The organism is Streptomyces sp. NPDC027185 (assembly GCF_055567035.1).
In genome coordinates this window covers 200,923-213,203 of the sequence record NZ_JBVHRF010000004.1, presented here as the reverse complement: position 1 = coordinate 213,203, position 12,281 = coordinate 200,923, and the positions used below count along the sequence as shown (strand labels likewise).

12 protein-coding genes are annotated in these 12,281 nt (G+C 74.8%); 3 read left to right on the top strand and 9 right to left on the bottom strand.

The window, feature by feature from the left end:
* The first annotated feature begins 431 nt into the window (after positions 1 to 431).
* From ACZ4M8_RS14530 to crcB, 3 genes are read left to right on the top strand one after another with little or no spacing between them, the layout of a single operon-like run.
* Positions 432 to 917 (top strand): fluoride efflux transporter FluC, encoded by a 486-nt coding sequence (locus tag ACZ4M8_RS14530; RefSeq protein ID WP_467606933.1) that lies wholly within the window; start codon positions 432 to 434, stop codon positions 915 to 917.
* Positions 914 to 1,258 (top strand): DUF190 domain-containing protein, encoded by a 345-nt coding sequence (locus ACZ4M8_RS14525; protein ID WP_467606931.1) that lies wholly within the window; start codon positions 914 to 916, stop codon positions 1,256 to 1,258. Before ACZ4M8_RS14530 ends, ACZ4M8_RS14525 begins: the two co-directional genes overlap by 4 nt.
* On the top strand, positions 1,255 to 1,632 hold the full coding sequence (gene crcB / locus ACZ4M8_RS14520) for a fluoride efflux transporter CrcB (RefSeq protein WP_467606928.1): 378 nt from the start codon (positions 1,255 to 1,257) through the stop codon (positions 1,630 to 1,632). The genes ACZ4M8_RS14525 and crcB overlap by 4 nt, the downstream gene beginning before the upstream one ends.
* Positions 1,633 to 1,699: 67 nt before the next feature.
* On the opposite strand, the gene ACZ4M8_RS14515 is transcribed toward crcB, so the two are convergent.
* The 9 genes from ACZ4M8_RS14515 to ACZ4M8_RS14475 form a co-directional block, all read right to left on the bottom strand.
* The gene (locus tag ACZ4M8_RS14515; RefSeq protein WP_467606927.1) at positions 1,700 to 2,281 is read right to left on the bottom strand and encodes a TerD family protein; all 582 of its coding nucleotides are present in this window, start codon (positions 2,279 to 2,281) and stop codon (positions 1,700 to 1,702) included.
* 195 nt (positions 2,282 to 2,476) lie between these two features.
* A complete protein-coding gene (locus ACZ4M8_RS14510) occupies positions 2,477 to 3,844 on the bottom strand; it encodes an NADase-type glycan-binding domain-containing protein (RefSeq protein WP_467606926.1) in 1,368 nt (455 codons plus the stop codon).
* Positions 3,841 to 4,413, bottom strand: a complete 573-nt coding sequence (locus ACZ4M8_RS14505) for a phage tail protein (RefSeq protein ID WP_467606924.1) — start codon at positions 4,411 to 4,413, stop codon at positions 3,841 to 3,843. The genes ACZ4M8_RS14510 and ACZ4M8_RS14505 overlap by 4 nt, the downstream gene beginning before the upstream one ends.
* Positions 4,410 to 6,368 carry a putative baseplate assembly protein gene (locus ACZ4M8_RS14500; protein WP_467606922.1) on the bottom strand — a complete coding sequence of 653 codons (1,959 nt, stop codon included), beginning with the start codon at positions 6,366 to 6,368 and terminating at the stop codon, positions 4,410 to 4,412. Before ACZ4M8_RS14500 ends, ACZ4M8_RS14505 begins: the two co-directional genes overlap by 4 nt.
* The gene (locus ACZ4M8_RS14495) at positions 6,368 to 6,826 is read right to left on the bottom strand and encodes a GPW/gp25 family protein (RefSeq protein WP_467606920.1); all 459 of its coding nucleotides are present in this window, start codon (positions 6,824 to 6,826) and stop codon (positions 6,368 to 6,370) included. The genes ACZ4M8_RS14500 and ACZ4M8_RS14495 overlap by 1 nt, the downstream gene beginning before the upstream one ends.
* On the bottom strand, positions 6,826 to 8,763 hold the full coding sequence (locus tag ACZ4M8_RS14490) for a VgrG-related protein (protein ID WP_467606917.1): 1,938 nt from the start codon (positions 8,761 to 8,763) through the stop codon (positions 6,826 to 6,828). Before ACZ4M8_RS14490 ends, ACZ4M8_RS14495 begins: the two co-directional genes overlap by 1 nt.
* The gene (locus ACZ4M8_RS14485; protein ID WP_467606915.1) at positions 8,760 to 9,491 is read right to left on the bottom strand and encodes a CIS tube protein; all 732 of its coding nucleotides are present in this window, start codon (positions 9,489 to 9,491) and stop codon (positions 8,760 to 8,762) included. Before ACZ4M8_RS14485 ends, ACZ4M8_RS14490 begins: the two co-directional genes overlap by 4 nt.
* Positions 9,491 to 9,928, bottom strand: a complete 438-nt coding sequence (locus ACZ4M8_RS14480; protein ID WP_467606912.1) for a phage tail protein — start codon at positions 9,926 to 9,928, stop codon at positions 9,491 to 9,493. Before ACZ4M8_RS14480 ends, ACZ4M8_RS14485 begins: the two co-directional genes overlap by 1 nt.
* 51 nt (positions 9,929 to 9,979) lie before the next feature.
* On the bottom strand, positions 9,980 to 11,707 hold the full coding sequence (locus ACZ4M8_RS14475; RefSeq protein WP_467606909.1) for a hypothetical protein: 1,728 nt from the start codon (positions 11,705 to 11,707) through the stop codon (positions 9,980 to 9,982).
* Between the last annotated feature and the right edge of the window lie 574 nt (positions 11,708 to 12,281).

The following is a 12,281-nucleotide window of genomic DNA, read 5'->3' as shown; positions in this document are numbered from 1 at the left end:
CCCGCCCGGCCCGCGCGAAGGCGCCCCGTCCGCGCCCGCCCCGACGCCTGTGGAATCCGTCGCCCGCCCCCTCCGGCACCGCAATCGGCCGCCGGGAAAGCCGTGACCTGCTACGGAGGCACTCCCGTCGGTCCCGGCCTCCCGGGCGCGGCTCCCCGCCCGGGAGACCGCGCCCGGGAGGCCGTCCGTCTCGGGGACGGCCGGTGCGCCGGTGCGGCGCGCGGTACGGACCCGTCCCTCCCCATGGCCGCTTTCCGGCCATCCCGGGTACGGGTGCCCGGCGGAGCGGAGGTACCGTGGAGCGACGCGGTGCCCGCGGGCGCCGCACGGCGGTGGGGCCCGCCGTACCCAACCGCGGCAGCACGCCGCCAACGGTCCCTACTTGCGACGATGTGCGCCCGGCGACGGTGCGCCGCGAGTAGGAGAGGCAGATGGTGAAGGCACAGGAGCCCGTGTGTGACGATCCGGTCGACCCCGACATCGGCGTCCCCCCGCCCACCCGCCGCCGCGCACCGCTGAGCGGCCAGGGCGCCGTCGTCGCCGTGGTCGCCCTCGGCGGTGTCCTCGGCGCCTGCGCCCGCTACGGCGCCACCCTGCTGTGGCCCGCCCCGGGCGGCGGCTTCCCCTGGACCACACTGGTCGTCAACTCCGCCGGCTGCGCCGTCATCGGCGTCTTCATGGTGATCATCACCGATGTGTGGGCCGCCCACCGCCTGGTACGGCCGTTCTTCGGCACCGGCGTTCTCGGCGGCTTCACCACCTTCTCCACCTACGCCGTGGAGATCCAGCGCCTGGTGGCCGACGGCCGGGCCCGTACCGGCCTGGCCTACCTGGCGCTGACCCTCGTGGCGGCGCTGGTCTCCGTGACTCTCGCGGCGGCGGTCACCCGCCGCCTCGTCGGGAGGAGGCAGAAGTGAGGATCACCGGTTCCGCGCTGCGGGCGACCGTCTACGTCGGGGAGCACGACACCTGGCGCCACAAGCCGGTCTTCGTCGAGATCGTCCACCGCGCCCGCGCCGCCGGGCTCGCGGGTGCCTCCGTCTTCCACGGCATCGAGGGCTTCGGCTCCTCCGCCGTCATCCACACCAGCCGTCTGCTGTCGCTCAGCGAGGACCTGCCCGTCGCCGTCGTCCTCATCGACACCGAGGAACGCATCCGCGCCTTCCTTCCCCAGCTCGACGAGGTGATGGGCGACGGCCTGGTCACCCTGGACGTCTGCGAGACCCTGCGGTACACGCGGAACGAGGTGCGCCGGTGAACTGGCTGCTCGTCATCGTCGGCGCCGCGGTCGGCGCCCCGCTGCGCTACCTCACCGACCGCGCCGTCCAGTCCCGGCACGACTCGGTGTTCCCCTGGGGCACCTTCACCGTCAACGTCGCGGCGTGCGTGATCCTCGGGCTGGTCACCGGCGCGGCGGCGGCCGGCGCGGCCTCCTCCCAGGTGCAGCTGGCAGTGGGCACCGGACTGTGCGGGGCGCTGTCGACGTACTCGACGTTCTCGTACGAGACGCTGCGGCTGGCCGAGGACGGTGCGCGGTTCCTGGCGGTGGCCAACGTCGTCGCGCAGCTCGTCGCCGGGCTCGGCGCGGCCTTCCTGGGCGTGACGCTCGCCGGGGCGCTCTGGGGCGGCTGAGGGCACCGAACCCGGCCGCACCGCGCCCGGGGGCGCCGCACCCGGCGTACCGGGTGCGGCGCGCGGATCACAGGTGCGAGGCGATGGCCGGGATCAGGTCCTGGAAGGTGCGGCCGTGGGCCGGGGAGCCGAGGGCGGCCATCTGCCAGCCCTGGTCGGAGCGGTACACCTTGGCCATGATCTGCGCGGTGTGCTCACCGCCGCCGTCGAGGGTGTAGCGCGCCAGCTCCTGACCGGTGGTCTCGTCGACCAGCCGGCAGAAGGCGTTTTGCACCTCCTGGAACGTCTGCCCGGTGAAGGAGTTGACGGTGAAGACGATCTGGTCGACGTTGGCCGGGACCTGCCCCAGGTCGACCAGGATCGACTCGTCGTCACCGCCCTGCCCGGCGCCGCCCACGCGGTTGTCGCCGGTGTGCCGCACCGAACCGTCGTCGCTGATCAGATGCTGGAAGAAGACGACGTCGACGGGCTGCCGGCCGGCGAAGAGGACCGCCGAGGCGTCCAGGTCGATCTCCTTGGCGGTGAGCTTGGCCCAGAACCCCTTGCGGCCCGCGGCCTGCCAGCCCAGGCCCATGCGCACGAGGGTGAGCGCGCCGCCGTCGGACTTGCTCAGGCTGATCTTCTGGCCCTTGCTCAGGTTTACGGACATCTGATGTTCCTCTGTCGTGGCGGTGGGCCGGGCGGAGCCCACCGGACGACGGGCGTGCCGCGGGCGCGCCGGCCCGGCTGCGGAAACCCAGAATCTACAGCACTGTAGAGAAAGCGGGGACGGTGCGCGCGGGCCCGGCGACGGAACGCCGCGCGGGGCCCGCCCGTTCCCGGACGGACCCCGCGCGCACCGCCGTCAGCTCTGGCTGTTCGACGGGCCGAAGAACTCGACCGCGGCGATCGCCACCTGCTTTTCCGGACCGGTCCCGTACGCCGTGTCCACGGTGAGCCGCACCTTGATCACGTTCCCGTACCGGAACGCCTGGTGCTGGAAACCGCTGCCCTGGTCGAGGTTGATGACCCGGGTCTCGGTGTGGCCGTTGTCCATGGTGATCAGCGCCGTGATCTTGTGCGGCTGGGCCGACTTGGTGAGCGCCTCGGCATGGCCGGACTCACCGGGCGTGATGCCGATGTCCAGCAGCCGCACCGGGTCGGAGAACTTCGCCTCCAGCCAGTTCCCGGTCCCCGGCGAGACCCCGGGGCCCCACCAGGTGTTGCTGAACGGGTCGAACGCCTGGTCCGGGCCGTGCTTGGTGAACGAGCGGGACGCGGTGGACGTCGCCGGGTTCACCAGCGCCCGCTTGGCGAAGTGGTCCTTGACCGCCTGGACGCCCTCGTCGACGTGGAACAGCCCGAACACGACGAGACCGGCCGCCGCGGCCATGACCAGCCACCGCAGGATGCGCCCGAGCTGCCAGCGCAGCCGCGGCCGGTCCCCGGCCCACGGCTGCTCACGGTTGCGGCGGTCGAACAGCCGCCGCCACCACGGCAGCCGCACCGGGCCCTCCGGGGACGACGCCATCCGCATCGCGCAGCGGCAGCAGAAGTGCCGGTCCGGCCGGTTGGGCGTACCGCACCACGGACAGGCCACCCCGTCCACGGTCCGGTACTCACCCGGCGCCCGGACCTGCGGCCGCTGCGCGACCGGCTGACCCGGCAGCACCGGCGCCACGGACGACCGCTCCTGCTCACCCTGCGGATCGTCGACCGGTACGAGCAACGCGCGGGCACGCGCCCGCTCGTCCTCGGACGAATCACCGGTACCGGAGGCGGAACCGGACTCGGACCCCGCGGTGCCACCGGTCCCGGCGGAACCCGCCGTACCAGCGGTGCCGGAGGTCCCGGAGGTCCCGGAGGTCCCGGAAGTCCCGGAGGACCCTGCCGTACCGGAGGTTCCGGCGGAGCCCGCCGTACCGCCGGTGCCGGAGGTGCCCGCGCTTCCGGCGGTCCGCTCCCGGCCGGAGCCCGAGGTGCCGGACGAACGGTCGGGTGCGGCCGGACCGCCCGGGGCGGGCGGCAGGTCCGCGGTGTCCTCTTCCTGGCCGCTCGGCGCCCGGCCCGGCGTGGTGGACGGTGCCGGGCGGGCGCCGCCGGGCGTCCAGCGCAGGACGGCGCCGCAGGTGTCGCAGAACGGCTGTCCCGCCTCGTGCGGCGTACCGCACTGCTCGCAGGCCGAGGGGCGCGCGTCCTGGCCGGAGGCTCCGGAGGACGGGCTGTTGCTCATGTCGGTGAGGTCCTTTCCGCCGTCAGCACCTCGACGGTGTACGGCATGTGGGCGGGGCGGGCGGCCGCCACGAGGGCGTCCAGCCGGTGGGTGTCCGCGGCGGTCGGCGCGGGCAGCCGGAGCGTGACGTGCAACCGGGGACGGCGCTCGCCCGGGGCCGGGCCGCGCGGGCGGGCGCTCCACGCCGCCGCGCCGCTCTCGGAGATCTCCGGTGCGACGCCGAACGCCAGCCGCACCGTCTCCGCCAGCCCGCGGCGGGTACCGCGCACCCGGTGCAGATGGGCCGCGGCGGCCACCGCGGCCCGCAGCAGCGCCTCTCCGGCGGCGTCACTCTCGTCGATGCCGTCGGTGTCGGCCCCCACCCACCAGCCCAGCCAGCGGGTGAAGTCGGCCGGCGCCAGTGAGGGCCGGAAGTAGGTGTCCAGACAGTCCAGGACGTTGACGATCGGGGCCACCACCTCGTCAAGACCCGCGACGAAGTGCTGCGCCAGCACGTCCTCCGCGAAGACCGCCGGCAGCATCGGGCCCAGGGGCAGCGACGACTCCAGGCCGTCGACCGAGCCCCTCACGACGCGTCCCCGATGACCCGGACCCGGTGGTCGAAGGAGAACACCAGCGACGACGGATCGAGGTCGATACGGTCCGACTGATCGCCGCGCCGGCCGGTCAGCGGGTCGGCGGGGTGCAGCAGCACCTCGTCCACCAGCTCCACGCCCGGCACCCGCTGGAGCACCGCGAACACCTCACCGGCCTGCACCGGACGCCCGAACGGCCAGCCGGTGCCGTCCGCGCCGCCGGTCAGCGGATCGAGGTGGCGGTAGAGCGCGTCGTGCGCCTCGCGCCGCACCCGGTCCACGTCCACGCCCCGGAACGCGTGCAGCGTCGAGACGACCGTGACGCCCTGGTAGAAGGGCGGGCCCACCGCGAGCCGGGTGCCGATCAGCCGCCGGTCGTCCAGGTACCGCGTCACCCGCTCCAGCAGCGAGTCCGCCGGCACCAGTTGCTCGAACCGCAGCCGCCCGCCCGGGTCCGGCACCGCCTGCGGCACCACCAGCACCCGCACCGCGTACGCGCCGTGCTCCTGCTCGTCACCGGCGAGGCAGGTGATCCGGGCCGTCTCCGGCGCCGCCCGCCGGGCCAGCTCCTCGTAGTCCCGCAGCGTCACCGCGCGGTCCTGCGCCCGCAGCGTGATCGGCGCGCGGGCCCGCGCCTCCTCGACGGTCTCGCCGTCCACCCCGCCGTGCGCCGCCTCCCGGTTGATCACCTCGGCGACGTACGGCACGGAGTCCCGCAGCGCGCGCACCGCGCCCCGGGCGACGTTGCCGGTGCGGCCACCGCCGGTGCGGTAGCGGCGGGCCCGGATCACGGCGCCCTTGGGCGGCACCATGCCGTAGTGGCGCAGCGTCCCGTCGGGCTGGCGCACCGACGGGCCGAACGCCAGCTCCCCGGTGGTGGCGTCCAGCGTCACGTGCCGGTCGCCGGGGCCGGACGCCGCGAAGTGCGGTACCACCTCCCAGTCCGTCCAGCCGTCGTACTCGGCGACCTGGAGGTGGAGCGGCGGGGTGTCGCCGACGACGGGGGTGTGGGCCAGCCGCAGCCGCTGTCCGGGCAGTCCGGTGGACTCGCCGAGCGTCTCGTCGCGCACCGTCTCGGCGTGCACCGCCGGGACGGTGCCGCCGATCGTGAACGCCTCCGCCGACCGCACGGTGGGGGAGAGGGTGTAGAAGGGCTGGCCGGCCGCCGGTTCGGTGACGCGGCAGCGGATCCAGCCCGCCTCGTGCCGCCCCGAACGGGAGAGCACATGGCCGCCGGGTACGTGCAGCACCACGTCACCGGGGCGGTTGAGACCACCGGTGGTGTCCTGGTCGACCTCGCACACCGCCCAGCCGTCGGCGGTCCACGCCTCCCACACCAGCGGCGGCTGCCGCGGGTCGACACCGACACCGTCGACCCGGCTGTCGAGCCGCAGCGCCACCGCGCAGTGCGGTACCGCGGCGCTCAGCCCGAGCAGCATGCAGTCGCCCGGACGCGGCGACTCGGTGAAGCAGAACAGGTCCTGGCCCTCTTCGAGGTCGTCGGTCCGGTCGGTGACCGGCTGCCCCTCGTTCTGCACCGCGAGGTGGGCGAGCGAGGACGGCACCACCGTCAGCTCCCGCTCGGTCGCGAAGGTCACCGCGTCCTCGCTGTCCGCCCGCACCGTCGCGCTCTCGGTGCCCAGCGGCACGATCACCGGCTCGTCCTGCGCCGCGGACAGCCAGAACGTCAGGTCCGTGCGCGCCGCCGACGGCGGGAAGAGCGTGATGCCGACGAGGTCGAGGAAGGCGAGGTGGTTCTTCTCCGGGACGCGGTTGAGCCGGTAGACGATCTGGTCGGCCATGTGCGCGACGGTCTCCACCAGCGTCACGCCCGGGTCGGACACGTTGTGGTCGGTCCACTCCGGGGCGCGCTGCTGGATGTAGCGCTTGGCGTCGTCGACGAACTGCTGGAAGCGCCGGTCGTCGAGGTTCGGGGAAGGCAGGGCCATCAGCGGTCGCTTTCGGAGGACGGGCCGCCGGAGCCGGGGCCGGAGGCGGAGTCGGACGCGGGGCCGTCGTGGGTGGGGATGACGTAGAAGGGGAAGACGAGGTTGCGGGGGTTGTTGGTGCCACGGATCGTGTAGCGCACGTCGATGAAGAGGACGCCCGGCTCGTCACCGGCGGAGACCTCCACGTCGTGCACCTCGATCCGCGGCTCCCACCGGTCGAGGCTGGTGTGCACCTCGTGCTGGATACGGCCGGCGGTCGCCTCGTTGATCGGGGCGAAGACCATGTCGTGGATGGCGCAGCCGAACTCCGGCCGCATCGGCCGCTCACCGGGCGCCGTCGCCAGCACCAGATGGATGGCCTCCTCCACCTCCCGCTCCCCGGTGACCAGCGCGATCCCCCCGGTGGGGCTGATGCGCAGCGGGAACGACCAGCCGGATCCGACGAATTGTTCAGGCATCAGATCACCGGTACCCCGTCGACGGTCACGTAGCCCGCGAGCATGACCTGGGCCGCCCCGATCGTCATGTTGCCGGTCGCGACGATCTGCATGACCGCGCCGGCCATCAGGTTCACATCGGCGCCGCCGGCCATGTGCAGCATCCCGCCGGCGTCGATCGTGCCCATCCCGCCCGCATTCAGATTGAACATGCCGCCACCCTGGAGCGCCAGGTCGGCGCCGCCCTTGACGGACATCGCGCCGCCCGCGGTGAGGCTCATCGCCCCGCCGGCGAACAGGTTCATCGCCCCGCCCGCCCGCAGGGACAGACTGCCCTTGGACTCCACGGACACCGTGGTGTTGCCCGTGATGCTGACGCTGCCCTTGCTGTCGACGGTGATCCGCGTCTTGGTGCGGTCGAGTTCGACGGTCAGCCGGTCGTCCCCGGTCCGCAGCCGTACCCCGCGTTTGCGCAGCCCGGTCTTCTGGCTGAGCAGATCGACGCGGTTGTTCTCGCGGTCGGCGACGGTGTGCCGGCTCGCCTTCCCGCTGAGCCGGTCGTGCAGCGGCACATCGCCGTTCTCCGGCTTGTCCTTGCCGTTGTACAGCCCGCCGATGACGTACGGGTGGTCCAGCGCCCCCCGGTCGAACGCCACCAGCACCTCGTCCTTGACGTCCAGCGGCACGATGCTGCCGCCCTTCACCCCGCCCCACTGCACGGTGCGCGTCCAGTCGCTGACGTACTTGTCGTCCAGCCACGGGAACCGCAGCTTGACCCGGCCCTGCTTCTTCGGGTCCTTCACGTCCGTGACGACCGCGTTGGCGACGGACGGCAGCCGGGAGGAGGTGGTGCCGCCGCCGGACGCCACGCCGTACAGCGACCGCCACTGGCGTCCGCTGACGGTTACCCATGTCTCGTAGTGCCGCCCGGAGGCGAAGACGTGCCGTACGCCCGTCGCCGTGTACTTGCCCTCGAAGGGCTCGCCGACGTCGGTGAGGGTCACCGGGGTGTCCGGCCGCAGCTTCGGCGCGCCGCGCACGGTGACCTCCAGCTCCGCGAAGGACGCGGTGACGTCGTCGGCCAGCGCGTCCGCCGCCCGCTTGACCTGCGCCTGCTGGTCGTAGGGCGTACTGGTCTCGACGAGCGGGGAGGTCGGGAACGCCGAGGCGGCCTTGCCCGGGGTGGTGCCGATGGCGAAGCCGGGGTTGTCCTTCGCGACGGTCCCCTCGCGCAGCGCCTTCTTGTTCTGCACGTCCCAGCCGCGCGCCTCGGTCCGCGGCACCTGGTCGGCGGCGGCGACGGCGGAGCGGCACCGCAGGATGTCGACGCCCGCCTGGAGGACGTACGGGCTCTTGTCTCCCGGTGTGCTCTCCGGCGGGGCGCCCGACGCCCGGTCCGGGGTGACGAACTGGAAGCGCCCCTTCGCGTCGAGGAACATCACCTTCTCGTTCTCGTCGGCGAGGCGGGAGAGGAAGTCCCAGTCGGAGACGTTGTCCTGGGTGAGGAAGTCGTACGTCCCCTTGGTGGACTCGATCTTGCCGATGGTGATGCCGCTCTTGGTGACGAGCTTGCGGGCGATGGCCGCCGCCGTCATCCGGGTGTAGCCGGCGACACGGTGCTGGCGCAGCATCCGGTGGCCCAGGTCGTAGCCGCGGACGAGGGTGAACGTACCGGTGCCGTCGTACTCCGTCTCCAGGGCGGTCACCTCGCCGGTGAGCAGTGGATCCTGGGCGCCCTTGCCGTCGGCGACGGGCGCCAGGACGACCTTGGTGCCGATCTTGATACCGGCGGCCCCGAGCAGTTTGCGGTACGGGTCGCGGAAGGTGAGCTGGAAGGCGCCGGGCACCCCGGAGCCGAGGTCCACCCAGGCGTCCGACAGGTACGGCAGCAGCTTCTTCGGCAGCGGGGAGCCGCCGATCTTGACGTGGATGACACTGGAGTAGGCGAGTTTGGTCATGCGCCGGTCACCTCCTCGACCGCGGGCAGCATCAGTTCCACGCCGGGCGACAGCCGCGACGGGTCGTCGATGCCGTTGGCCGTGGCGATGGCCCGCCAGGCACCGGCGTTGCCGTACTCCCGCCACGCCAGCGACTGCAGCGAGTCACCGGCCACCAGCCGGTGCACCCGCCGGGCGGTGAGCGCACCCGAGGTGGGGTTCTGCCCCGCCGTCTCGGTGGGGATCTCGCTCAACTGCACCTGACAGGTGGCCCGGATGGGCAGCCCGGTGGTGCCGAACAGCGTGTACGAGACATTGACGGAGGAGACGTACGCGGTGAAGCGCGCGGTGGAGAACCCGCCCCACTGGAAGATCACCCACGGCGTCGACGGCTGCTTCGCGGCGATGCTCGCCTTCGTCACCTCACAGCAGAAGAGCAGCGAATCGGCCTTCTTCAGCACCTCGTTGCTGTCCGGCTTGTCCGAACAGTCCAGGAAAATATCGAGGTTGAGATCCCGGGGGTAGGAGCCGATGAACTCCGGGAGCGCGCCGTCGCGTACGGCGGGCGCGGGCGTCGTCTTCCAGTCGGTGCGCTGACTGAGCGCCAGCTGCGAGGGGTTGAAGTCGAAGTTGAACGTCTTGATCAGCGCGCCGGGGGCCCGGCTGTCGCCGACCGGCGGTTCATGGATCGCGAGGGAGGCGCGGACCAGGCTCTTGCCCGCGCCCTTGCCGCCGGAAGCCGGTGCCATCACGCACCTCCCGCATCGGTGAAGCCGTGGTGGGTGATCTCCAGGACCTCGGTGGCCACGCTCGGGTTCGCCGGGTCCAGGGACGGCCCCTGCCAGCGGACCGGCAGGACGTCGATGAGGCCCCAGCGGGCGACGACGGAACCGTCCGCCCGCAGCGCCGCGATCTGCGCCGTGGGCCGCCGCACCCCGGTGGTCACCGACGAGATCCACGCGGCGACCTTCGAGGTGTCCGGGGTCAGCGGACGGGTCAGCCGGATGCTGGAGAAGGTGACCCGCGACGGCAGCTGCCAGACGAAGCCGTTGTTGCCGCCCTCCTGGTGGTGTTCGATCTCCACCTCGGAGGCGAGCCCTTCACAGCCGTTGAAGTACCCCAGACTCTCGCCGTCGATGGTCAGGGTGAAGAAGATGGTGGATCCCGGATCGAGATCGCTGGGCATCGGGGCGGCCTTTCTGGTACGGACGTGAGGGCGGTGCGGGGGTGCGCCGGGTCAGCGGCGCGGATCGCGGAGTCGGCCGATGCGCTCCCGGTCGTGGCGGAACTCGGCCTTCAGGCGGGGGATCAGCAGCCCGACCAGCCGGTGCACCAGCTCGTCGACCTGCCCGTCGGTGAGGCTCCGGGCGTCGAACCCGCCCCCTTCCTGTTCGGCGGCCCGCTTCGCGGATTTCTCCTTCGGCAGGTGGCGGTTGCGCGCCGAGGTCCGCAGCGGCTGCTGCCCCCGGCCCTGCCCCCGTTCCGGTTCGGCGGGCGCGCTCTCCGCGGTGACGTGGGTCCGGGCCTTCGCCGCGTCGTGCGCGTCGGAGCCGCCCTTCTCCAGCCGCGGTCGCTGCGCGGACCCGCCCTGCTCCGGGGCGCGTTGGACGATCGCCGGAGCCGGAGCCGGAGCCGGAGCCGGAGCCGGAGCCGGAGGCGCGGCGGGCGCGGTCCCGGTCCGCTGCGGCTGCGCCGGTGCCCGCGTCACGGGCGCCGGGCCGGCCACGGGCGGTACGGCGGACGGCACCGGCGCCACGAGGGGCGCGGGCACCGGCACCACCGGCGTGGCCTTCCGCTGCACGGCGGGCGGCCGGGCACCGGACGCGGCCGGGAGCGGCACCGGCGGCCGCCGCGGCGCGTCGCCCGGACCGTCCGGTGCCGCACGCAGCGGTACGGCCTGCCGGACGGCGGGCTCCGCGGCGGCGGACCGCACCGCCGCGGGCGGCCCGGCGAGCGCCGTACCGACGACGGGAACCTGGGGCGCCGCACCGCCCGGGAGCTGCCGCAGCTGTACGGGAGCGGCGGGCGCGCCTCCCGCCGCCGGGGCGCCGGGGCCGGGCGCCGGAGCGCCGGGCACGGGCGGCGGGACCGGTCCGCCGGCGGGCCGTGCCGACGGCGTCCGGCCCGCGTGGGGCGGCGGCAGCGGCGCGGTGGGCGCGCCCGGGACCGGGCCGTCGCGCAGCGGCGCCGCCACCGGGGCGGTACGGCGCTGCACCGGGGCGGCGAGCAGAGCGGCGGAGGCCGTCGCCGAGGTCAGCGGACGCGAGGACGCCAGCGGCAGGGCCGCCGCCGGACGGGTCGCCACCGGACCGGCCGACGGGGCGGACGGCCCGGAAGCGGCCGCCGGGTCCGGACGGGAGGCGGTCACCGCGTCCGGACGCCCGGCGGGGGCGGCCGGCCCGGCGAGTGCCGTCACCGATGTCACCGGCTCCGGCGGCGCGGTACGGACGGCGGGCGGCGCCGCGCCGGTCACGGCGCGGGCGACCGGCGTCGCTGCCGGGGAGCGAGGCGCGTCCCCCGGCGGACGGCCGCCCTCCGCCGGCGCCGGGCCCGTACCGGACGGCCGGACCGCCTCGGGCCGCCCCACGGCAACGGCGCGCTGCACGGGCGCGGCGTCACCCCCCGGACGGGCCGCAGGCGCGGCCGCGGAGCCCGACGGACCGGCGGCGCGGGGCGGCCCGGCGGACGTCGCCGCCGCCGGGCCGGTCAGCTTCGTCCCGGTCTTCGACGGTGTGGTCAGCGGGGCGCCCAGCAGCGGGCGCCGCCGCGGCTCCCCGGCTCCGGACGACGCCGACGCGGTACGCCGGGCCACCGGCAGCGCCGGGCCCGCGGCGGCGGACGCCCCCGGCGCGAGCGACGGCGAGAGCGCCGGAGAAGCGGTGCCGGAGGCCGGACGGGCCTGCGCCGAGCGGGCCGCCGGCCCCGGAGTCGCGGCCGTACGCGGCGCCGGGCGCGCGGATTCCACCGGAGCCACGGGCGGAGCCCCGGCGGGCGGTGCGGACGCGGGCGGCGCCGGGACGGCCGGTGCCGCCGGTGCCTGCGGTGACGGCGTGCCGGACGCCACCGGCCGCTTCTGCACCGGAGCACCGGACGGCACCGGTGCGGCAGGCGTACCGGAGGCGGCCGACGGCCGCGTGGCCCGGGGCGCACCCAGCCCCGGGTGCGGCGTACCGCTCACGGCGCTGCGCTGCACCGCGGGCGTACCGGCACCGGAGGAGGCCGCTCCGGCGGCGGGGACCGCGGGCGTGCCGGGAGCCGACCGGCCCGCCGGGACGCCGGGGCCCGCCGGAGCGGACGGGGACGCGCCCGCACCCGGCCGGGAGGACGGCGCGGCCGGGCCGCCGGGCGTCCGGGCCGCCGCGCCCGCTCCGGAACCGTCCGGGGTGCGGGACGTCGCGGACGCGGGGGTTCCCGCCGTACGAGAGGAGTCGGGCGCGGCCAGGGCGCGGGAGACCGTCAGCGGACGGTCACCGTCCGCCCCCGGCCCGCCGCTCCGCCGTGCACCGGAGTCCTGCGCCCCTGTGGCACGGGCGACGGGG

Excerpts from the sequence above, each read along its gene's own strand:
- ACZ4M8_RS14515 (WP_467606927.1), bottom strand. The coding sequence starts at position 2,281 with ATGTCCGTAAACCTGAGCAAGGGCCAGAAGATCAGCCTGAGCAAGTCC.
- ACZ4M8_RS14490 (WP_467606917.1), bottom strand. The coding sequence starts at position 8,763 with ATGACCAAACTCGCCTACTCCAGTGTCATCCACGTCAAGATCGGCGGC.
- ACZ4M8_RS14480 (WP_467606912.1), bottom strand. The coding sequence starts at position 9,928 with ATGCCCAGCGATCTCGATCCGGGATCCACCATCTTCTTCACCCTGACC.
- ACZ4M8_RS14510 (WP_467606926.1), bottom strand. The coding sequence starts at position 3,844 with ATGAGCAACAGCCCGTCCTCCGGAGCCTCCGGCCAGGACGCGCGCCCC.
- ACZ4M8_RS14485 (WP_467606915.1), bottom strand. The coding sequence starts at position 9,491 with ATGGCACCGGCTTCCGGCGGCAAGGGCGCGGGCAAGAGCCTGGTCCGC.
- ACZ4M8_RS14495 (WP_467606920.1), bottom strand. The coding sequence starts at position 6,826 with ATGCCTGAACAATTCGTCGGATCCGGCTGGTCGTTCCCGCTGCGCATC.
- ACZ4M8_RS14530 (WP_467606933.1), top strand. The coding sequence starts at position 432 with ATGGTGAAGGCACAGGAGCCCGTGTGTGACGATCCGGTCGACCCCGAC.
- ACZ4M8_RS14500 (WP_467606922.1), bottom strand. The coding sequence starts at position 6,368 with ATGGCCCTGCCTTCCCCGAACCTCGACGACCGGCGCTTCCAGCAGTTC.